A 23324-nucleotide genomic window follows, 5' to 3' on the forward strand; every position below is an offset into this window, starting at 1 on the left:
AGCTTTATTTTTTAAATTTCTTAAAGATAATGCAGGCATTTACATCACCGAAGCCAAAACTGGCTTTGGCAATTATATTTGGACTAATTTCAACTGTTTTTAAAGGTATTTTAGATGGATCTATCAATGCCGTAATTTCTGGATGAAGATCATCGCAATTGGTATTTCCAAATACAAAACCTTCGTGAATTTGTAGTATTGCAGCAATACTTTCGATACTTCCTGCAGCACTTAAACAGTGCCCGGTCATGCTTTTTAAGGAATTGATGTACGGAAAATCATTTCCTTTTCGATTTAATGCTTTGGTCCAGTTTTCAATTTCAAGACTGTCTTTTGTGGTGGCGGTTAGATGTCCGTTTATAGCATCAATATCAGTAGCAGAGATTCCAGAATTATTAATTGCATTGGTAATACAGCGTTGCACAGCAGTACTGTTAGGAGCCGTCATACTTCCGTTACCGCGTTGACCGCCTGAGTTTACATTTCCTCCTAATATTTCGGCATAAATAATTGCACCACGTTCTAAGGCACTTTCTAAATCTTCGATTACCAATGCACCCGCACCGCTTGCAGGTACAAATCCTGCAGCAGAGGCGCTCATTGGTCGAGAACCTTTTTCAGGATTATCGTTGTATTTTGAACTGCAAACTCGAAGGGCATCAAAGCCGCCCCAAATATATGGTCCGCTATCGCCGGTGCTTCCTGCCAGTATACGTTTTGCCTGTCCGGATTGTATACGATCGTAAGCCATTAAAATAGCTTCGGTTCCTGTTGAGCAGGCTGATGAATTTGTTGTAATTTGATTTCCAAGTCCCAGTTTTCCGCCAAGATAAGCGCTAATACCGCTATTCATGGTTTGAGCTACTACGGTACTGCCTAATTTTCGAACCTGAAGTTCATCTATTTTATAAATGCTTTCGCGAAATTTATCAATTCCTGAGGTGCCGGAACCAAAAATGATTCCGCTGTCCCAATCAGGATCATCGTTAATTTCTATGGGTAATCCGGCGTTTTTCCAGGCCTCAATACCTGCAATTACACCATACAGAATACCAGTGCTGCTAAAACCACGAAGTTCCAATTCTGTAAAATACTGTGCTTTTAATTCTTCTGATATTTCAGGTTTTCCTGCAATTTGACAAGAGAATTGAAGTTCTTCTAACTGAATATCGTGACGTATTCCTGATATTCCATTTTTTATGGCGTGACTAAATTCGGAGATTCCAACTCCATTTGGAGCAGCAACGCCTAATCCTGTTATTACAACTCGTTTGCTCATAATTTATTTGTAATCATACCAGCCATAATGCCTTTACAGACTTCTTGTCCAGCTTCGTTGGTCATTACTACATCACATTTCAATTTTCCAAATCTGAAAAATGATTTTTGAGAAGTCACTGTTACTTTTTCGTTAGGATATACAGGTTTTAAAAATTGCATATCGGCTGATGTAAAAGCAATTACGGTATCTTTGTTAAAGTTATTTCCTAACAGATAAATACCAAGAGAAACCAGACCAATTTGTGCCATCGTTTCGGTTAGAATTACACCTGGAGTTACTGGATTATCTTTAAAATGCCCTTTATAAAAATCAAGATCTTCTTTAAAAGTATAAGTTCCAATAACACTATTTTCATTCACATGAAGCAATTCATCTACAAATAGAAAAGGTTTGCTGTAAGGCAGCTTTGCTAGAATTTCGGTTAGTTTTGTCATTTATCTAATTAATTACCATTGTAGTAAAATTCGTTGTGCCGAAAATCCTGGGCCAAAACTGAGCATTAATCCTTTTTCTCCAGCTTGCGGGTTTTCGTCCATAATTTGTTCTAAAACGTATAAAACTGTTGCACTCGACATATTGCCATACTGTTTAAGTACTTCTTTAGTTGAGTTTATGTTTTTTCCTAATTCTGAGAAAAGTGACTCTACTTTATTAATGATCTTTCTCCCACCGGGATGGAATATCATATGATCAATATTTTCAATTTTTAAATTATTCTTTTGTAGAAACGGATGAATAATATCTTCGAAATGGGAAGCAATAGTTTCTGGCACTTCTATATCCAGCACCATTTTTAAACCATTATTAGTGAGTTTAAATCCCATCATATGTTCAGCATCATAAAAATGATACATTTCTTCATCAAGTATTTCGGGACCAGAATCCTCATTATAGGAGGACAACAAACAACAAGCTGCACCATCGCCAAAAATAGCTGCACTAACAATATTGGGCATCGAAAAATCGTCAAGCTGAAAAGTTGCTGTTGGTGATTCTACAGCAATTACAGCAGCACGTTTTCCGGGATTGGCTTTCAGGAAATTTTTAGCATAAATAATCCCAGATATTCCCGCTGCGCAGCCCATTTCGGTTACAGGAAGCCGTACAATATCTTGCCTTAATTTCATTTTATTGACAAGGTATGCATCTAACGACGGAATCATAATTCCAGTACAGCTTACAGTAATGATATAGTCTAAAGTTTCGGGATTCCAATTGGCTTTTTCGAGTGCTTTTTGCAAAACTTGTTCGCCAAGTATGATAACTTCCCGACTATAAATGTCGTTTTTATCTTCAAACGAAGTTGCAGTAAAAACAGATTCAGGATCCATTATAGAGTAACGTTTGTCTACAGCGGCGCCTTCAAATATTTTTTTGACTTTTTTGATAAAGCGTTCGTCTTGTCCGTGAAGCCAGCCTTCCAGCATTGGAATTATTTCGGACGTTTCTCTTGAATATTGTGGTAGCTGCTTGGCAACTGTTACTATTTTTACACTCATGTTTTAGTAATTATCCATTGATAGCGAAATGCCCATTTCCAGTTTATGGTATAGTGTTTTAAGCTTAGCTTTTTGGAGAACTCTTCCAATTCAGATTTTTTAAATCCTCTTAAAATAGATATTAGTCCATCTTCACGCGACATTTTATTCAAACTAAAAAGAACACAAATTAATTCAAAAAGGTGATAAGCTAGTTTGCTACGATGCAGGTCGTTAATAATAATTCCAACCTCAACATTCTTATTAAAGGTAGTAATTATATTTAATATTTCGACATTGGTAAAATGATGCAGTGTCAAGGTGCATAATACAATATCATATTTTAAGCTTTCAAATTCGGGACTAAAAATGTCTTCGCAATAATATTGGATATTAGAATATTCTTTTGATAAATTTTGGGCATATTTTATAGTAAATGCATTTGCATCAATGCCGATAAGTTTAAATTTGAGGTTATTTTTTTTACCAAATTTCGCCAGCATTCGCAGCATATCACCGTTGCCGCAGCCTATATCAGCAATTGTTATTGTTTGGGCAGTATCAGTCTTTTTCAGCAATTGTTTTATTCCGTGAAGAGTGAGTTTGTTGCCGCCAAGCAATTGATTTATGCGTGCAATTTGGTCAAGTGCAGCTTGGAGTTCTTCTCCTTCAAGAGAAAAATCATCCATAATCTCAGGAGCGAGTGTTCTATATTGGGTGCTTACGGCCATTTACTGAATTGCTATTGTTTTGCCATGTGTTTGTTTTATTATTCTTGATATTACTTTAGGAAACGATGCAGCTATTGTAACAAGTATGTTGGTAATGGTTTTGTGAGTTAAAATTTGAGCCAGAATTCTCCCCCAAAGCATTCTTTTTCCAAAATGAATATTCCATTCTTCAGTATACTTTTTTTCGACTATTTCGCGAGGCATTTGTTGTTCCGAAAAATATTCTAAGATTAATTCTGATGCTATTTTGGCGCTGTGTATTGCCATCGCCATTCCGTTGCCGCAAAGCGGATGAATAAGTCCAGCTGTATCGCCGATCATTAAAATATGATTTTCAACAGCTTGCTTTTTGTCAAAAGAAATTTGACTTATAGTTAAAGGCTTATCAAAGAGGAGTTGACTATTCTCAAAAATGGCCTTGAGATGTTTATTTTTATAAAGTACATTTTGTTGATAGTCTTCAATGTTTTTGTATTGTTTGAATGTTTTGTAATCTGCCAGATAACAGATGTTTATGACATTGTTTTCGACTTTAGAAACTCCGCAATAACCTCCTTTAAAGTTGTGAAGCGCCACAAGATCATTGTCTAAACTACCCGAATAGTGTGCTTTTACGGCTAACCAAGGCGATTTTTTATGAATAAAGTTTCTTGTCAAAACTTGATCTATGTTTGATCTTTTTCCAAAAGCACCTAAAACTATTTTTGCATTAAAAGTTTGATCAGAAGTATTTATGGTGAATATATCATTATTAAAAAATACGTTAGTAACAGTCTCATTAATAATAGTACAGCTATGGGCTGATGCTTTTTGATATAAAAAATTATCAAGCATATATCGGCTTACGCCAAAGCCTCCTAATGGAAGTTGTGTAGAAGCTTTTTTTGCGTTACTGGCAGTAAATTCAAATTTTGAAATGCTGGTGGGATTTAGTTCTAAAACATCGGCGCCGAGCCATTGTAAATAGGGAAGGATTTCATTAGAGATATATTCACCGCAGACTTTGTGTCTAGGATAACTGGATTTTTCGATCAAAATTACTTTTAGTTTCCTTTGAGACAAATGAATAGCCGCAGTCAAACCGGCTAGTCCGCCGCCAATAATGAGTACATCCGGATTTGTTTCCATATCACTAATTTAGAAATTATATCTTAGATAATGGTTAAAATGAGGATATTAAGTTCGTTTCGAATGATAAATAAAATAAATGATCAAGAAGTATTAAATTATCAAATAGAAAAAGCTGGATTAATAAGGCATGAAATCGTTTAACCAGCTATTTCTATTTTATACTGCTTCTTCTTTTGTAATTTGAACGGAATCATTATTATATTTATATCGTTAAATTTCAAAAGAAAGTTTTTTACCTATCAGTAATTCTATTCAAAGTACTTATGAAACATTCGCAAAAAGGGGAGTTTTACGGAGAAACAAACAAAACAGTTTGTTTTGACGGACTTACTTTGACTGATACTGTTTATACACATCCTAAAGTGGAGTGGCATTATCACGAACATGCTTATTTTACTTTTATTCTTGAAGGAAATGTGATTGAAGGAAATAAAAAAGAAGTCTATAATTGTGTTCCTGGAAGTTTGTTGTTTCATAATTGGCAAGATGCACATTATAATATCAAACCAGATGTGTTTACTAGAGGCTTTCATCTTGAAATAGAGAAGGAATGGTTTGATAAACTGTCCTTAACCAGCGATGTTTTAGAAGGAAGTACTAAAATTAGTAATCCCGATATTAAACTGCTGATGTATAAAATTTTTAGGGCCTCAAAAATTGATGATGGTGATTCAGATCTTTCTACACAAACTTTATTGCTGGAAATATTGTCTAAACTTAAAAAAAGCTCTGAAGATGTCTTGCATAAAAATCCAAAATGGGTCAAGATGATTGACGAAATTCTTCACGAACAATTTACCGATTTGCTGACTCTAGATTATTTATCGCAAATACTTAATATTCATCCGATGCATCTTTCACGAGATTTTTCGAAGTATTTTAATTGTACTTTGGGTGAATATATTAGGAAATTAAAAGTTGAAAAGGCGCTTTCGTTAATGAGTTCTAAACAGCAGTCTTTTACAGAAATTGCGTATCAATGTGGCTTTTCAGATCAAAGCCATTTCAATCGTTGCTTTAAGGAAATCAACGGTATAAATCCTTCTGCACATAAAAAGATTCTTTTCAAAAAATAGTTGTAACGTTAATTCTGTACAAGTTTTACAGTTTTAGGAGACTTATTTTTGCCTTTAATCAATCAAAAAAATCAAATCATGAATCGAATTCTTACAATGTTTCTACTTTTTCTATGCCACAATCTAACGGCTCAGAATAATAATTTGTATCCCACAGATGCCATTACAACAGATCTTCAAAAATCGAATATTGGTAAAGTGACTTTTATGAATGGAAATATTCCATTAGAGCAATATAAAAGTTCGGATATGCTAAAATCATTTGAGCTTAAACGCAAATCGGATTTAAATATCAGGGTTTTTATGGGGAATTCTGTTGTTAATTATCTGCATCAGTTAGCGCCAGATGTACCGGCAGAAAAACTTTTAGAATCTGGAAATCTTCAATTTTCCTTTTATGTAGATGGTAAGTTTATTTATAAAGAAAATATTCATTTTGGAGCTAATTTTGGATCTGGAGGAAATAAAAAAACATCTATTACTTTTCGTGTTCCTCTAACTAGTTCAAAAGGAGAGGACTGGTGGGCAATTTATATGTGGGAAAGATTTAAGAATAATGGAGGAGAAAAAGCTTTAATAGAAGGGAAGCATTTACTAAAAATAGAAATCAGACCGTATATAAAATTAAATGATGCAAGTGAGGTTAAAACGGGAAGTTTAATTGCCGAGGGACAGGTAGAATTAATTATAAAAACACCTCAATTAACGGCAAAAGAAATCGAGATTCAGGAAATACAACCCAATAGCGGCTGGGAGGTTTCGACTTTGCCATTTGACAAAAAGAAAATTGAGGAACTTAATACGGCTATTGGTCAATATAATTTAAAAGAAATAACAAGTGTGGTGGTAATTCGAGAAGGTAAATTAATGTTGGAAGAGTATTTTAATGATGCCAATAGAAAAACGTTACATGATACACGTTCTGCAGGAAAATCATTTGCTTCAACATTCATGGGATTAGCGATACAGGATGGTTATATTAAAAATGAAAATGTTACTTTAAGCAAGTTCTATGATTTAAAGCAATTTGATCATTACGACGTTGAAAAAGAGAGGGTAAAAATAAAAGATTTGCTTACAATGAGCTCTGCTATTGACGGATCTGACATAGATGGGCAATCGCCTGGCAACGAAGAAAATATGTATCCAACAGACAACTGGGTTAAATTTACTCTTGATTTACCAATGAATAAAGCTAAAACAAACGGAGGTCAATGGGATTATTTTACAGCAGGAGTTGTAGTATTAGGCGATATTTTGAATAAATCTGTTCCTGGTGGTTTAGAGAAATATGCAGCAGAGAAACTTTTTAAGCCTTTAAATATTACCGAATATCAATGGCAATATACGCCTCAAAAGGTGGTTAATACTGCTGGAAGTTTACAAATGACTTCACTGGAATATGCGAAATATGCTCAATTGTACAAAAACAACGGTATCTGGAACGGAAAACAAATATTAAGTAAAGATTGGATAGATAAAACGTTTACTAAACAAATTCAGATCCCGGAAAGAGATAATCAGTTTTATGGTTATTTGTTTTGGAATAAAACCTTTGCTTTTAAAGGTAAGAATTATGAAACTTTTTATTGTGCAGGAAATGGCGGAAACGAATTTATTGTTTTTAAAGAGCTTCCTCTTGTCATTATTATTACATCAAAAGCGTATAATAAACCTTATGCTCATGCTCAGGCAGATAAGATTGTACAGGAATATATTTTGCCTGCGTTATTGAAATAATACATAGTATTATAAAAAAATCCCTCAGTTCCATTAAAGGTGGAACTGAAGGATAATCAAAAAAAAATCAAACAAATTCTTTTAGAACGAATACCTAAGTCCAAGCTGTCCTTGGAATCTTGAGGCTAATTGATCTACAGTATAAGGTGCTGACGTAGGTTTTTGGAAAGTATAAGTAGGATCGCCAGTAGCAGTTCCGCTAATATTTCCTGATTTTGTTAACCCAAGACTTGCTGTTGAATTATAGGTATTTGGAACAAAATAACTTCTTCCCCAATCTTTGTTGATTAGATTTCCAACGTTTGCCATGCTGAATGAAATTTGGAATGTACCAACTTTATTAACTTTGATTTCGTCCATTAATTTCAAATCAGCTTGAATGTTCCATGGTGTAGTATCGCCATTTCTTTGTGTGAATGTTCCTCTTCTGCTTTTTAAATAATCATGTCCATTAATGAAAGCTTCGTAGTCTGCAACTTGTTGTGCTGCTGTAGCTGAAGGAACTCCTGCTGCATTTACTCCAATATATTTTGCTGCTTCTGCGGCATCTTTAAAAATGTAAGCCAATCCTGCTGCTTGTCCAGTTCCTGCAATTGTTGAGTTTACAAATCCCCAAGAGAACGGATTTCCTGATTGTGCATTAAAATACACATTTGCAGAGAAAGTATTATTATCAGCAAGTTTTACAGCGTATCCAACATTAGAAACAATTCGGTGTTTAATATTGAAATTCGAAGTTGCTAATTGTGGATCATTTGGTGTTAAAGATTGGTTCATTTGGAAGTTACTTTCCATCGAGTTACGAATTCCGTTTGTAACATCTTTAGAATCTCCGTAAGTATAAGCTACCATGAAGTTAAGACCAAAATCATACGTTTTTGTAATCATTTCAGTAATACTGTATCGATATCCTTTGCTTGTATTTGAAAGTAAGTAAGCATTTGAAAATGCAGGATTGATATTTGCCGCGTAAATTGGCATTTGATGATTTGTATCGTATGAGAAGTAATACGGATTATCGGTTTTATTTACTTGTTGAAATTCTAAATCACGAATTACTTTTGTATACATTCCTTCAGTAGTAAATTTATAACCGTCGATAATTTTATCAATTGCAAGTGTATTTCTTAAAACGGCTGGCATTTTAAATTTATTATCAATTAAATCTGCTTGTACTTTTGGTATTGCATCATGATAACCGTTTAAGCCATTAGCTTTTAAAGGATCTCCCGTAGCAGCTACCTGAGCTGGAGTTAAATTATTTTTATCGTAGCTTCCGTAACCTACACCATCATTATAATAAGCATATCCTAACCATGCAAAAGGAACTCTTCCTGTAAATACTCCGGATCCACCTCTTAAAACAAGCGTTTTGTCTTCGTCTACATTATAAGTAAATCCAACTCTTGGTGAAATTAATGCTGTGCTGAAAAAGTTGTTTTTTATTTGGCTTAAAGGCGTGTAAGAATACGTTGTTCCATAGTTTGGATCGGCAGGAGAGTTTTGAACTTGCGGGCTTAAATTTGGCTTAGTCGGCATATCTGTATAATCAACTCTTACTCCAGGAGTAACTTTTAATTTACTGCCAATTCTAATTTCGTCTTGCACATAAACACTGTAAAGGTTTACTTTGAATTTTGCATAAGGATTATTAAAGATCTCATCTCTTGTTGAACCGTCAAACGGATAAGTACCACGAACACGAGTAGGCAGTTTACTGTAGAAATCTGCAAGAGATTTATAGGAAACTCTTCCGTTAAGAGCGTTTACAAAACCGTAGTTAATATCGTAAAATTCGTTGTGTGTACCAAACAATAAAGTATGATTTCCTGTTTTGTACGTTAGGTTGTCAGTGATCTCAGTTGTGTTTTGTTTCATGTTAAAAACAGTCGCTTCACGATCATTTCCTAAGAATATTGTTCCTCCATTATAACCAATTTCTGTTTGGGGAAACATAATATTGCTTGATTTTGGATCACGATAATCTTTAATGGCTGAATAACTTGCAATGAAGGAGTTTGACCACTGGCTGTTGAAATGACTTTTGCATTCTAAAACAGTACTTATTGCTTGATTTTTTTGTGTAAAATCCATACTTGAGAATCTAAAGTTTGCCGCATCACGTTCTAGGTTTGAAGCTTGAGAAACTACTGTATTATTTCGCAACGAAAGAGAATGTTTATTGCTGATTTTCCAGTCTAATTTATTGAAGAATTTTTGACTTTTAGAAAAGTTGTTGTAAGAACCATAAGTTCCTGGATCAAAACCGTAATTGGTTTTTACAAAATTTGATATTTGTTCTGCTGTTGCATTATCGATCAACGAAGTTACTTTTCCGTTTGCATCAGTTTGTCCTGCATTGTAAAATAAAGGGTCAGTTCTTTCAGCATATTCCATATTAGTAAAGAAGAATAATTTGTCTTTTACAATTGGAAGTCCTAATCTAAAACCAACTTGGTAATCCCCAAAAGCATTTGGCATTTTTGAGCCGTCGCCAGCATTATTTGGTCCTGTGATTGCGGCGCTTCTTCCATAACTGTAAATAGATCCGCTTACCGTATTTGTACCGCTGCGTGTAACAGCATTTACACTTCCTCCTAAAAAGTTTCCAAGTTTAATATCATAAGGAGCAATATAAACCTGAATATCTTGTATAGCATCTAAACTTATTGAGTTAGAACGTGTACTGCTTCCCGGCATACCTGAAGTACCAGATTGACCGCCTAAAGATGGACTAAAACCAATTGCATCGTTATTGATAGAACCATCAATAGTTACGTTGTTGTATCTAAAATTGGTTCCTGCAAATGAGTTGTTTGAACTTTGTGGAACTAGTTTTGTAACATCCTGAATTCCTCTGTTGATTAACGGAAGCCCATTTACTTGTTTTTCGTTAATATTGGTTCCGTTATTTTTAGAAGAAGGTTTAGAACTTGTAATAACAACTTCTGCCAATACAGTATTATCTGCTTTATTAACTACAATTGCAGGTAAATCGTTGTCACCAAGAGCTAAATGTATATTTGCATTTGAATAATCTTTAGTGTCTGCACTTTTAATTTCTAATTCATAAGGACCGCCAGCACTTAAATTCTCGAAACTGAATCGGCCTTGTTTGTCTGTTACAGCTTTGTAAACTGAATTTGTAGGTAAATGAGTAAGCGTTACTTCGGCCTCAATTAAAGGACCTGTTCCGTCATTAACTTTTGCAGTTAAAGATGAAGTTGTAATTTGAGCAAAAATGTTTCCTACAGTAAGGAGCATTAAAGCTGAAAAAAAGAGTTTTAGTTTTGTCATTATTTTTAGTTTTTATTTGACAAAGAAACTCAGTTTGTTTCGATCGGATTTAACGTTTTTGTTAACTTAAAATGATAAAACTATTCCGTGTTATCTTAAAATTACTAAGGTGTTATTTTAATGAAAATGATTTAACGCTTTAAAATCAATGCTTTATTTAAATGTGTGAAAATTAATAGATTAGAGTTAGGTTTAAAGTAGATTAGAAAAAGATTAGAGTGTTAATTCAATGTTACGGATTGTAAAAAGGAGTGAAATAATTTAATACAGGTTTCTTGAAAAATGAAGATTTTTTTAAGGAAACAAAAGAGAAAATGAAGTGCCTTTTTTGGGTTGAGAATCCACCGTTATTTTGATATTATGAAGTTTTAATATCTGCATGGTTATAAAAAGGCCTAATCCTTGTCCTTGTATATGACGCGTGTTATCACTTCTAAAAAAGAGATCAAAAATGGCATCTTTATCATGATCTGAAATTCCAGGTCCCTGATCTATAATTTTTATTAGAAGTTTATCATTTTCTGAAAAAGCAAAAACATTCACTTGCGCAGGCGATGAGAATTTAATGGCGTTATCTAAAATATTGTACAAAGCTATAAATACCATGTGTTTATTGACGTAAACAGAAAGCAGATCTTCATGATTTGCGATGGCGTCTAAATTTACCGAAACTTTAGATTCAGGATATTCAATAGCTTTTTTCTCCAGAACATTCCATAGAATTTCATCTATTCTCACCGTTTCCATCTGCTGCGGTTCAGAAAGTTCAAGTCCAGATAATACTAATAAACCTTCTAGAGTAGCTTTTAAGTGTAAAGTGTCATTTCGGAGCGATTTTAATATATCCTGATATTGCTCGTTTGCTCTTGGCTGCTGCAATGAAACATCAATATCTCCAATAATAATCGTAAGGGGGGTTTTTAGTTCGTGAGAAACATTTTTCAGAAAGTTTTTCTGAATCATAATCCCTCTTTCTAATCTTTCTAACAGATAATTGAAAGTGGTTGCCAATTCTTTAATTTCGTCTTTATTGCTGGTTTGCGGAATTTCTAATCTAGAATGAAGATTTTCTGTAGTTATGGTATTTACTTTGGCAATAACTTCTTCAAATGGACGAAATGTTTTTCTTGACAAAAAAGTGCCTAAAAAGTAGTTTAAAGGTATGCCAATTAAATAGAACAGTAAGAACATTAATCCTAATGTTTCAAGCTGTCTATTGCCGGCACGATCAATTCCTGAAACAACAATTATAAAATCTCCTTGATTGTCTTTGTAGAATAATCCAACAAATTGTCTGTCATTAATAGTAAACGACATCATTTTGTTTTTGATTATATGGTCTAAATATTGATCATTTAAATCAATATCAATATTGTCGCGTACATAAAGTTTTTTTGTTTTGGCATCGTAAACCCGAATAGATTCGTTGTCGATTTTATTGTATTGAATTTCAATCTGTCGATAACGCTCGTTGTTGATTTCCTTAATTTCATCTTTTTCAAAGTAAAAAAGGGCAGTAGTCATGGCATGATCTTCCAGTGTATCGATGTACAAATCTTTCATATGACTTCTAAACAAGAAAAAAGCACCTGCCATAAGAAGCCCCATCGTAAAGGCAAAAAGCAGAGTCGAATTTAAAGACAGTTTGTTTTTAAGATTCATGACTCTTTTGTTTGAGCATATATCCTGTTCCTTTAATAGTATGAATTAATGGAACTGCGAAGTTTTTGTCTATTTTATTTCTCAGATAATTAATATAAACGTCCACCGTGTTTGATGTTGAATCAAAATCGATACTCCAAACGGCTTGAGCAATTGCAGTTCGAGATAAAGCCTTTTCCCGATTCTTCATAAAAAAGATTAAGAGTTTTAACTCTCTGGATGAAAGATTTAATTCCTTTCCGTCTCTAGAAGCACTTTGTTCTTTCATATTAATTTCGACTCCGGCATACGATTGAAAATCTAGAATTCCGTTACTAAATTCGGCACGACGAAGCTGAGCGTTTATTCTTGCCAGCAGTTCTTCGAACATAAACGGTTTTGAGAGATAATCATCGGCACCGGCTTGCAATCCTTTTATTTTTTCTTGTGGTGTATCGAGCGCACTTAAAATGAGAATTGGAACTATAATTTTTCTGCTTCTTAAGGCTTCGCAAACTTCAAATCCTGTTATATCAGGAAGCATAATATCTAGAATGATAATATTATATTCATTTTCAGTAACTTCTTTTATGGCTTCAAAACCTTTTGCTATTGTTTTAACTTCATAAAGATGTTCTTCAAGTCCTCTTTTAATAAAGGAAGCAACTCTTGGATCATCTTCAACTAATAATACTTTATTCATAATTAGATATAATTGTAATGCTGACTATTATAAACTAAGAAATACAATAATCATTTGAGTTTTTTATTGGAGTTACTTTTTTATTATTCAATTCTAAAAGTGTGTTTTCTATCATTTGCGACATTGCATCTAGAGCAAGATCGTTGGGCTGAAGTCCAAAAGGATTTTCTAACTCATCAGCAATTGCTTCAAGTGCAACAAAGGTATAGGCAATAAATACAATTATAAAAGGTGTAATCCATCCCATTGTTTCTACAAAGCCAAAAGACAATAAAAAACAATAAATGTAAACGGTTCTGTGTAATAATACACTATAAGTATACGGAATTGGTGTGCTCGCGATTCTTTCGCAGCCGCCAACTATATCGGAGAGTTTGTTTAGGTTTTCTTCAAAAGCTAGTTGGGTAATGCTGTCAATCTTGTCTTCCGATTTGGCATTTTTTACCCAAAGACCTAATTCACGTAAAATGATGATAGGTTTAAACTGAACTTCTTTAAGCTGTTCTGCAAGTTCTTTTGGAAGTAGCCGAGTCATATCATGTGCGGAATCTGTTTCTCTAAGCTGATGTTTTAAGCTGTAAACAAAAGCAATAAGTAAGTTAAGAAAGTTATCACGTTTTGCTTCATAAGTGTTGTCATTAATCAAAGTAATGCTTTGTCTGGCTAGAGATCGAGTGTCGTTAAGCAGTGCGCCCCAAAGTTTTCGACCTTCCCAAAATCTGTCGTAACTTACACTGTTTCTAAATCCGAGGAAAATAGCCAGTGCAATACCAAATAAAGTAAAAATGGCAGGATTTATATGTAAGTTGTATTGAATAAGATAAGGCTTAAAATAAACTACTGCAAAGGAGAATAACAGCAATAATACAAGTCTGGGAAGAAGCTGAGGCAGAACAGAACCTTTCCATTCAAAGAGCATTTTAAACCAAGTATCTTTTTTCTTTATAATCATCTGAAAGCGGAGAAATTATTGACCATAAAAATAGTTAAAAGTACAACCTGTTACAAGAAAAATAATAGAGAATGTAGGATAGTATTATTTATATCACGTGTAAGTAAATGATTTCAGAAAAAGTTTATATTTGGTTCTTAAATTTATCATTCAACAAAACAATCAAAATTTTATTGTTAACTAATTGATCGCAGTTTATGAAGTTTTTTTTAATCAAAACAATGGCATTTTTACTGTTACTAACTTTTTTAGGCTGCGACAGCAAAAAGAAAAAACCAGAACCAAATTCTTATGAGGCTGGCGTAATTTTATCTTTTGATGATGCTTATGTTGATGAATGGTTTGAGGCTGATCAGGCTTTGAAGAAATATGGATGGAAAGCCACTTTTAATGTGTGCAGAATTGATTCTATTGGAGCTCCTCAAATGAAAAAACTGCTGCAGCTTCAAAAAGAAGGACATGAAATTGCAGGCCATGGTTATCATCATTATAATGCAGTAAAGTTTGTGCAGAAAAATGGAATTGATGAATACATGAAGCAGGAAATTGATCCAATGATTGTTTCCATGAAAAAGAAATCTTTTAAGGTGACTTCGTTTGCATATCCTTATGGAGAAAGATCGGATGCTCTTGATAAAGCGCTATCTGCCGATTTTAAAATTATTAGAGGAAGAGCTTTTGGAGGTGAAGTTCCAGAAAAACAGGATAGCTATTTTAATAATAAAAAAATAGTATTTGCTTTTGATATTGATAACAGTCATATTCATTTTAGTATTCCTTATGTTTTAGAATTACTTGATTATGCGAAGAAAAACAATAAAATTTTGCTTTTGTGCGGTCATAAACCAGTGAAAAATGTAACCGAAAATTATCAGGTAAAAATTGAAACTTTGGAGTTTATCTGCAAGTACATGAAACTAAATGATCTTAAGTTTTATAAACTGTCTGATTTAGATGATCTTCTTCCTCAGAAATAAATAATAGTAAGAGATTATCTTTAATAATCTGAAAATCTTTGTTTTTTTGACTTTAAGACTTTTTACTTTCTACTCAGCTTTTAATTACTTTTGCTAGAACCTGCGGAATTTGGAGCAGATCGTAATCATCATTAAAAACAATATATTGATTTTGCCATGATGGCGAGAATTTCTCTTTAAAATCGCGGAGACATTTATAATGCGAAAATGATTTTAGTTTTTCGTAAGCATATTTCATTGATTTTTCTTGAATAGTCTGCGGGTTTTCGATTCCGCTCATTGGCGCAAGACCAAGATCTACAAAGGAAACATTTTGTGATTTTAAATGATTAAAAAGTGCTACCATCATAAAATCGATAATACCATTTGGTGCATCATTTGTTTTTCGGATTAAGTCATAAGTATTTTCGTTTTTTTTATAATCGGGAATGATATTTAAGAACGCAAGAATTTTACCTTCGCTATTTTCTACTGTAATAATGGTTTGTTTTTTGAGTTCTTCCCAAAGAAAAATACCCTGAGAAAAAAGGACTTCTTTTCGTGAAGTTTCCATAAGCCATTGATCGCTTACGGCTTTTATTTGCTGGAGTAAACCATCTTTTATTGGAGGCTCATTAATAACAGCTCGCAAACCTAAATCGGTGATTTTTTTTATAGAATTTCGCAAAGACTTTCTGTTTTGTCCTTCAAGATGAAACTCCTGTAAATCTACAACTGCAGCCTGACCAACAAAAAAGTATTTTTTCCCCATTTGAGTATACATTTTTAAGTTTGCTTCTGGAATACGATAAAACATACTTCTTAATCCATAATCATAACAATATTGGTCAAATTCAAGAATGCAAGAACGGATTTCCTGTTCATCACGTCCAACAGGATTTTCTAGTACAACCGCAAAATTTCCTGATAATCTATAAGAAAGAAACGCATTTTGATTCTTTGAAATAAAAAGCAGTTTATCAAAATAGGTTTTGAAATAATCCAAACTTGATTTACCGTATTGTTCTAGAAGTGCATTGGCAGTTTCTTTTTCTTGTTGAGTGACAGTGTTTTTTAGAATTGAAGGTTTTACCAATGTAAAAATTAAGAAGGCAAAAGAAAGAAAGCCGCTAATTTTGAGTGATAGTAAAAAATGCATCGCAAAAGTTCCTGTTGGATGCAGGTTATCACTGCCAATTAAAAAATAGTTTTGAAGTGTATATCGAATAGATTCCATAAAACTAAAATCAATATCAAAATGTTTTTTGTCGAAGAAATAAAAGCCTAGAACTCCATAAATTAAAACGGCTAATATGCTTAATAATGAAGTTTGTAAACCGATGAGTCCAAGTTTTGGATTGGTTTTTATGTAATATTCTTTTCGTGTTCCAATTAAAACACAAAGTACTAAAAAAGCAATAGTAGATTCTTCAAAATCAATGGCTTTGGTAAGATTCCCAATTAATGAAATTATAGATAATAATACGGCAAACCACCAAGCTACTCGAAGTCCTTTTAGCATAAAAGCTGCCGTTACCAAGAGAAATAAACCTGTTGTGAGCACCAAATAGTTTGAGGTATGTATGGCTTCAATAGGCAGAATATCTTTAAGAGTTAAAAGCCTGCTGTGAATGGCAGGCGTTACAACCGAAATAATATTTATAACACCTAGTACAAACAAAAGTAGTGCAGGAACTATTCGTAAAATTAGTTTTTGGATTCTTGAAGCAAACAAAAATACAGCCGCAAGCAAAGGCAGCCAAAATTCGAAAACACGATAGAATAGTGTTATTGCAACGGCTTCCATATTATTGAATCCATATTTTATTAAAATATAACTCATAGAGACTTCTACGGCGCCAAGACCTCTTAATAAAGGAGAGACGATTAAAAAGATCACGGCAACTACATAAGCAACTGAAGCGGCTATGAAGGAAGCTTCTAGCTGCATTGCTTTCATTCCGATGTAAATATGTATAATTCCAGTAAGATCAATTAATAAAGAACAAAGTACAATTTTAAGAAAGTTTTTTCTATTGATTTTATGCTGCTGCAAATCGCTTAAAAAAGGTTCTGTTTTAGGGAAGCTTTTCAGTAGAAATTTGTAAAAACTTCCTTTTTGAATTATCGAATTGATTAAAACAAAAAGTAATGGCAGAATAAAGATAACAAGTGCTAGAACCAGCCATTCGCTGCAGCCAATACTTCCCTTTAGCAGAGAAAAGAGAAATAGAGGTATTGCAAGAAGTACAACTGATAAAATTCCAACAAATCCGTATAAAGCAGAGGCTAAATGAATTTCAGTTTTAGTTGTTCCTTTTTTTGATAAACGTTCAGTAAAGAACAAAAGTGAAGTGATGCCGCCGGCAGGAAGAAATACACTAATAAAGTTTCTTTTTATAAACAGGGCATTTGCATCTTTCCAGCTGACTATGGCGCCAATAGCCGAAAATGAAACGACATATAATAAACCCTGAAGAAAAATATATAGAATTGTAACAAGTAAGGCAATAAGAATCCATTGAGGCTGCGCTGCGGTTATGCTGTTTTTTATTTGATACAACTCACTTTGTTCTTCTTTTATAAACCAAAAAGCAATTATAAAGAAAACTAAGGTCAAAGTAATTTGACCTAACAATTTTCCGTTTTTTAAGAAAAAAGCAACAATTTGTTTTTGGAGCGAGTGGAAAGCAGTTTTGGTTTTGTTTATCTCTTTCATAAGAAAAGGACTTATTTATTTTAGGATTAAAACAATCTATAAGTTCTGTATTCTATAATTTTTTAACTCTTTTTTTAAAGGAATGATTGCAAATGTTTAAAACTGAATTTTAAAAAGAAAATAACAGTTAAAAATACGCTTATTTTTTGTAAGATAAAAATTTGCGTTTTTTAGAATTGTTATAGCAAATGAAGTAGAAAAGAGTGCTTTTTTTGTACTATTTTCTTTTCAGGTTGGCCATTTTTCAAATTAAATTCCTGTACTTTGCATCTTAAGATTTACTTAAGAAAAGAAGTAAAAAAGTCTAAGCTGTCGTTTTTTAAATGCAATATTATTTAAGACATTGAGTTAAGACTAATTATCGTATTTGCATTATGGACAATAGAAAGTTTATATTAAGTTTAAAAAATGGTAATGAGGAGGCTTTCAAAAAAGCGTATCTAAGTTATTATGATAAGCTTATTAGTATTGCCAAACGATTTGATTTTACAGTTCTTACTCCACAGGATTTTATTCAAGAAACTTTTTTAAGACTTTATAATAAAAGAGAATTACTTAATGAGGATGTTTTGTTTGACAAGCAATTGTTTACGATATGCAAAAACATCATTATAAATCATGTTAATAGAGAAAACAAAGTAATTCAACTTGATTCGTTACGATTTGAGTTTGAAGAGGAAGATACAGATACCACAGTTTTTGAAGAAAGAAAAGAAAAACTGTATAACTTCATAAATCAGCTTCCTGAACAACAGCAAAAAATATTTACACTACATAAACTGGAAAACCTTAGCTATAAGGAGATTGCAGAGCTTACAGATCTTTCTGAAAAGACTATTGCCAATCATATTTATCTTGCCAGTAAATTTATTCGAAAAAAAATAGAAGATCATTAGGAACTTTTCTGTTCTCGTTTGTTATATATAAAAAAGAGAACTTAAAATGCATATTGAATCTTATAAAACAGATGTAAAAAGCAAGGAAGACGCAAGCTTTATGGTTGCGCTTCTGCAGTTTATCATTTCTGATTGTATCATGAATTTTGATTTGGAGGATTCTAATAAAATTCTTCGAATTGAAACCAATAGAGAAATAAAAGAAATGGTTTATGGCGTTTTTAATAAACAGGGATTTCATTGTCAAAAACTTTAGCGCTCAATAGATATGGATGAAAAGAAATTAGAGGAAGAATTGAAAAAAATATGGGACGAAACTCCTGTTGCGCATTCTGATAGTGAAAAAGAAGCTTCTTGGGAAGCCTTTCAGGCAAAAGCATTTCCTGTAAAAGAGAGGAAGTTTAAGCCATGGCGTTATTATGCGGCAGCGGCAGCGGTGCTGGTTTTTATTTTCATTGGTACAGGAATTTACTTTAATAAAGATGTTACGGCCAGCAGTGTAAATCTTGCTGGAATTACAATCGAAAATTCGACTTCAATATTAAAAATTGTGGCATTGCCAGACAGTTCAAGTGTAGAATTGAGCCCAAATTCTAAAATTGTATATGCCAACAATTTTGCTGTTGACAGAAAAGTTGAAGTTACTGGTCGTGCCTATTTTAAAGTTAAGAAAGACAAAAAGCATCCGTTTCAGGTTTTTTGTAATGAAACGACAACGACCGTATTAGGAACTTCTTTTACAGTTGAAGGCTATACTAATAAAAGTGTGACTGTTGAGCTTTTTGAAGGAAGTGTTGAGATGAGTGTGAAAAATCAAGATAAGAAATGGATACTTAAACCAGGTGAAAAATTTACTTACGGAGAAGAAACTGCTTCAGTATCTCACTTTAATAGATTTACAGATTTTGATAACGAAAAACTCAGCGTTGTCTGTACTTACATAGAAACAAATTATGGTTATAAAGTGACTATTCCTGAAGAATATCAAAGCCAGAGAATCACAGTACGAATAAACAAAAAAGAAGATTTAAAAACAATTGTTCAATTAATATCAGAAATGTATAACCTAAACTTTGAAGTAAATGAGAAATTAAAGCAGATTACTTTTCAGTAGAAAAGAAAAGGATGTCCTAGCCGCGAAACTAAACATCCTTCCCATAGTCAAGACAGCACGAAGCTGTCTATTTAATAATATTCAAAAATACAAAATTTCATGAAGTGTATAATTTCAGCATGCTTTTTTTTATTCAGTTGGTGTATGTGTGCCCAAAACATAAGCGTAACTGTAGATCAAACAGTAACATTAAAAGAATTTTTTAAGCAAATTGAAAATCAAACGGATTATAAATTTGCCTTTACGGATCAGATAAATACCAATCAGAAGTATTTTACTCAAAAAGGGGTTTATAACAATGTCGAAATAAAAGAACTTATTAATCAGCTTAATAAAACGGCATTGGTTCAATTTTCGGTTGTAGGTAATAATATTTTCGTAAAGCATAAAGCTGCAAAAACAACTAAAAAAAAAAATAAGCTGACAGGACAAGTTCTCGATGAAGACAAAGAACCTGTTATTGGTGCTAATGTATACATTAAAGAGATTGCTGCAGGGGCTTCGACAGATGCTAACGGAACGTTTTCTATGGATTTAGAGAAAGGCACTTATACGGTTGTAATAAGCTATGTTGGTTTCAAAAATAAAGAAAAGCAAGTTACAGTTTCTGATGATACTAAGGTAAGATTCAATATGGAGCCAGACAGTCACGAACTGGAACAGGTCGTAATTACCGGTAACAAAGCTGTTGATGTTAGAAATACACAAATGAGTGTTAATAAGCTTTCGATGGCAGAAATTAAAAGATTACCAACGGCGATGGGGGAACCAGATCCTTTAAAATCATTATTGACTTTACCGGGTGTTACAAATGCAGGCGAAGCTTCTTCTGGTTTTAATGTGCGTGGAGGTGCCGCTGATCAGAACTTAATTCTTCTGGATGGCGCTCCGGTATATGGTGACTCGCATATGTTTGGTTTCTTTTCTATTTTTAATGCAGATGTCGTTAGCGGATTAGATTTATACAAAGGAGGTATTCCGTCTAAATTTGGAGGTCGTGTTTCGTCAGTTCTTGATGTAAGTCAGCAAACAGGAGATCTTACTGATTATAAAGTAAATGGTGGTATTGGTCTAATTTCAAGCCGACTTTTAGTACAAGGTCCTTTAAAAAAGGATGTTGGTTCGTTTATTATTGCTGGTCGTGCTTCTTATGCTCATTTATTTTTAAAACTTACCGATATTAAAAGTTCTGTCATGTTTTATGACATTAACGCTAAGTTAAATTATCGTTTAGGCGCAAATAACTCGATTGCTTTTTCGGGTTATATGGGAAATGATTTATTTGATATTAATAATTTTTTTGCCAGTACCTACGGTAATACAATGGGAACGTTTAGTTGGAAACATAGGTTTTCAGACAACTTAAATACAAATCTTTCTCTTTTTTACAGTGATTACAAATTTAATCTGCAAATACCCTTTCAAAAACTTGAATGGGATAGCAAGATTACCAACTATGGTTTAAAATACAACTGGAACCACACGATATCAGACAATTTTAAACTTAACTATGGTATAGACGGTTTATATTATGATTTTAATCCGGGAACTGTACAGCCGTATGGTATTGATTCACAGTATAATTATAAACAATTAGATAAAAAATACGCTTTAGAAACTTCTGCATATCTCGATGTTGAGAATCAAATTACAGAAAAATTAAATCTTCGTTACGGACTTCGTTACAGTATGTTTAATCGTTTGGGCGGCGAAAGTATCAATATTTATGAAAATGGAGAAGCAGTAGTTTATAATCCGTTATATCATATTTATGAAGAAGGAACTCCAATTGGAAGTACTTATTACGGAAAAGGAAAAACCATTAGTACTTTTAATAATTTTGAACCAAGATTGGCATTATCATATGCTTTTAATGATGAAACTTCTGTAAAAGCGAGCTACAACAGAATGGCTCAATATATCCACATGTTGTCTAATACCCGTGCTCCTTTGCCTATGACAATCTGGACACCAAGCGGACCTTTTACAAAACCACAATTGCTGGATCAATATGCAGTAGGGTATTTCAAAAATTTTAAGGATCAAGAGTACTCTTTTGAAGGTGAATTATTTTATAAAAAGATTCAAAACCGTATTGATTACATCGATGGAGCAAATTTGTTAGGTAACAATAATATTGAACAAGATATTTTGAATGGAAAAGCCAGATCTTATGGTATGGAGTTATTATTGAGAAAAAACACGGGTCGTTTTACAGGATGGGTTTCTTATACTTTGTCTAAAGCAGAACAAAAAACACCTGGAAGAACACCTGAAGAACCTGGTATTGCCAATGGCGATTGGTATTTGTCTGGTTATGATAAATTGCATAATTTGAATATTACAGCAAATTACGAATTCAATCCTAAATGGTCTTTCAATGCTAATTTCAGCTTACAATCAGGTCAGCCCGTAACATACCCAAATGGTTATTACGAATTTGGCGGAAGAAACATACCTAACTATACGTTGAGAAATTCAAACAGACTTCCAACTTATCATCATTTAGATATTGGCGCAACTTATACTCCTAAACCAGATAAAAAGAAAGGATGGCAAAGCTATTGGGTATTTAGTATTTACAATCTTTATAATAGGCAAAATGCCGCAGCGATCACGTTTGCACAAAATAATGATACAGGAATGAACGAGTCTAGACAATTATCTATTTATGGATTAGTTCCTGGTGTTTCTTATAATTTTAAATTTTAATAGTATGCTTAGATTAAAACAATACAATTTTAAAAGTAAAGCGTTTACGCTATTCAGTCTTCTTTTTGTTTTACTTTTTTCATCTTGTGATAAGGTTGTAGAACTTGATTTAGAAACAGGAGATCCCAAAATAGTAATTGATGCTGAAATCATTTGGGAAAAAGGAACTGACGGTAGTCAACAATCGATAAAAATAACCCGAATGGCTCCTTATTACAGTGCAACTGCGCCAAAGGTTTCGGGAGCACAGGTGAGAGTGGAGAATAGCAATGGAGTTGTTTTTAAATTCAATGAATCTGAGCCGGGTTTATATGTCTGTACTAATTTTGTTCCTGTAATTAATATGGAATATAAATTATTTGTAGACGTTGATGGACAGAGTTTAACAGCGACTGAAAAATTAATTAGTGTACCGCCAATTGACAGAATAGATCAGGAATTTATGGCCGATATTACAGGACCAGACCTTATTGTGGTAACATTTTATTATAAAGACCCTGCCGATCAGGCAAATTATTATCTGACAGATTATAAAACTGATTTTCTGCCTTTTCCGGAATACACATCTACAAGTGATGAATTTATTAATGGAAATGAAATAAATGAAAAATTTACTGATACAGACTTAAAGCCGGGAAAAGTTTTAAATATTACACATCGTGGTATTTCTAAAAACTTCTCTAATTATATGAGTTTAATTCTGGAAGTAACAAATTCGAATCCGTTTGCTGCCGCACCGGGTAATATAAGAGGAAATATTATTAATACCACTGACGCAAACAATTTTGCACTTGGTTATTTCAGGGTTTGCGAAGCAAACCGAATGACCTATACTGTAAAATAAAAAATAGTTTTTAAGATTGATTTGTATGTACATCTGGCATTTTATAATGTCA

Annotated in this window: 18 protein-coding genes; 8 read left to right on the forward strand and 10 right to left on the reverse strand. The window is 33.1% G+C overall.

Annotated elements, in window-relative coordinates:
- Positions 1 to 4: 4 nt before the first annotated feature.
- The 5 genes from B0A75_RS14580 to B0A75_RS14600 are packed head-to-tail and all read right to left on the reverse strand — an operon-like array spanning position 5 to position 4619.
- The gene (locus B0A75_RS14580) at positions 5 to 1279 is read right to left on the reverse strand and encodes a beta-ketoacyl-[acyl-carrier-protein] synthase family protein (protein WP_089055013.1); all 1275 of its coding nucleotides are present in this window, start codon (positions 1277 to 1279) and stop codon (positions 5 to 7) included.
- Entirely contained in the window at positions 1276 to 1716 is a 441-nt protein-coding gene (locus B0A75_RS14585) for a 3-hydroxyacyl-ACP dehydratase FabZ family protein (protein WP_089055014.1), read from the reverse strand. The genes B0A75_RS14580 and B0A75_RS14585 overlap by 4 nt, the downstream gene beginning before the upstream one ends.
- A 12-nt stretch (positions 1717 to 1728) precedes the next feature.
- A complete protein-coding gene (locus B0A75_RS14590) occupies positions 1729 to 2781 on the reverse strand; it encodes a type III polyketide synthase (protein WP_089055015.1) in 1053 nt (350 codons plus the stop codon).
- On the reverse strand, positions 2778 to 3491 hold the full coding sequence (locus B0A75_RS14595) for a methyltransferase domain-containing protein (protein WP_089055016.1): 714 nt from the start codon (positions 3489 to 3491) through the stop codon (positions 2778 to 2780). The genes B0A75_RS14590 and B0A75_RS14595 overlap by 4 nt, the downstream gene beginning before the upstream one ends.
- Positions 3492 to 4619, reverse strand: coding sequence for an NAD(P)/FAD-dependent oxidoreductase (locus B0A75_RS14600; RefSeq protein WP_089055017.1), 1128 nt, complete (start codon positions 4617 to 4619; stop codon positions 3492 to 3494). It lies immediately after the preceding gene.
- A 266-nt stretch (positions 4620 to 4885) separates the two neighbouring features.
- Between B0A75_RS14600 and B0A75_RS14605 the strand changes: the two genes are divergently transcribed.
- A complete protein-coding gene (locus tag B0A75_RS14605; RefSeq protein WP_089055018.1) occupies positions 4886 to 5698 on the forward strand; it encodes a helix-turn-helix domain-containing protein in 813 nt (270 codons plus the stop codon).
- A gap of 78 nt (positions 5699 to 5776) precedes the next feature.
- Positions 5777 to 7438 carry a serine hydrolase domain-containing protein gene (locus B0A75_RS14610; RefSeq protein WP_089055019.1) on the forward strand — a complete coding sequence of 554 codons (1662 nt, stop codon included), beginning with the start codon at positions 5777 to 5779 and terminating at the stop codon, positions 7436 to 7438.
- A gap of 81 nt (positions 7439 to 7519) precedes the next feature.
- Here B0A75_RS14610 and B0A75_RS14615 read toward each other — a convergent pair whose 3' ends face one another.
- The 4 genes from B0A75_RS14615 to B0A75_RS14630 all read right to left on the reverse strand — a co-directional run bounded on the left by B0A75_RS14615 (position 7520) and on the right by B0A75_RS14630 (position 14031).
- Positions 7520 to 10735, reverse strand: coding sequence for a TonB-dependent receptor (locus B0A75_RS14615; RefSeq protein ID WP_089055020.1), 3216 nt, complete (start codon positions 10733 to 10735; stop codon positions 7520 to 7522).
- A 294-nt stretch (positions 10736 to 11029) separates the two neighbouring features.
- Entirely contained in the window at positions 11030 to 12397 is a 1368-nt protein-coding gene (locus tag B0A75_RS14620) for a sensor histidine kinase (RefSeq protein WP_244284405.1), read from the reverse strand.
- Positions 12387 to 13079 (reverse strand): response regulator transcription factor, encoded by a 693-nt coding sequence (locus B0A75_RS14625; RefSeq protein WP_089055021.1) that lies wholly within the window; start codon positions 13077 to 13079, stop codon positions 12387 to 12389. The genes B0A75_RS14620 and B0A75_RS14625 overlap by 11 nt, the downstream gene beginning before the upstream one ends.
- A 34-nt stretch (positions 13080 to 13113) precedes the next feature.
- Positions 13114 to 14031 (reverse strand): bestrophin family protein, encoded by a 918-nt coding sequence (locus B0A75_RS14630; protein ID WP_089055022.1) that lies wholly within the window; start codon positions 14029 to 14031, stop codon positions 13114 to 13116.
- Between the two features lie 221 nt (positions 14032 to 14252).
- Here B0A75_RS14630 and B0A75_RS14635 point away from each other — a divergent pair, with 221 nt between their 5' ends.
- Positions 14253 to 15008, forward strand: a complete 756-nt coding sequence (locus B0A75_RS14635; RefSeq protein ID WP_244284406.1) for a polysaccharide deacetylase family protein — start codon at positions 14253 to 14255, stop codon at positions 15006 to 15008.
- Positions 15009 to 15081: 73 nt separating this feature from the next.
- Here B0A75_RS14635 and B0A75_RS14640 read toward each other — a convergent pair whose 3' ends face one another.
- Entirely contained in the window at positions 15082 to 17706 is a 2625-nt protein-coding gene (locus B0A75_RS14640; RefSeq protein ID WP_089055024.1) for a phosphatidylglycerol lysyltransferase domain-containing protein, read from the reverse strand.
- A 374-nt stretch (positions 17707 to 18080) separates the two neighbouring features.
- Between B0A75_RS14640 and B0A75_RS14645 the strand changes: the two genes are divergently transcribed.
- The 5 genes from B0A75_RS14645 to B0A75_RS14665 all read left to right on the forward strand — a co-directional run bounded on the left by B0A75_RS14645 (position 18081) and on the right by B0A75_RS14665 (position 23272).
- Complete coding sequence (locus B0A75_RS14645; protein ID WP_089055025.1) at positions 18081 to 18602, forward strand: RNA polymerase sigma factor; 522 nt, start codon at positions 18081 to 18083, stop codon at positions 18600 to 18602.
- A 46-nt stretch (positions 18603 to 18648) separates the two neighbouring features.
- Positions 18649 to 18858, forward strand: a complete 210-nt coding sequence (locus B0A75_RS14650) for a hypothetical protein (protein ID WP_089055026.1) — start codon at positions 18649 to 18651, stop codon at positions 18856 to 18858.
- Positions 18859 to 18870: 12 nt separating this feature from the next.
- Positions 18871 to 19716, forward strand: a complete 846-nt coding sequence (locus B0A75_RS14655; RefSeq protein WP_089055027.1) for a FecR family protein — start codon at positions 18871 to 18873, stop codon at positions 19714 to 19716.
- Between the two features lie 99 nt (positions 19717 to 19815).
- The gene (locus tag B0A75_RS14660; protein WP_089055028.1) at positions 19816 to 22428 is read left to right on the forward strand and encodes a TonB-dependent receptor; all 2613 of its coding nucleotides are present in this window, start codon (positions 19816 to 19818) and stop codon (positions 22426 to 22428) included.
- A gap of 4 nt (positions 22429 to 22432) precedes the next feature.
- On the forward strand, positions 22433 to 23272 hold the full coding sequence (locus B0A75_RS14665) for a DUF4249 domain-containing protein (protein ID WP_089055069.1): 840 nt from the start codon (positions 22433 to 22435) through the stop codon (positions 23270 to 23272).
- Positions 23273 to 23324: the final 52 nt, after the last annotated feature.

This window comes from Flavobacterium oncorhynchi (assembly GCF_002217355.1).
In the GTDB taxonomy this organism is placed as follows: Bacteria; Bacteroidota; Bacteroidia; order Flavobacteriales; family Flavobacteriaceae; genus Flavobacterium; species Flavobacterium oncorhynchi.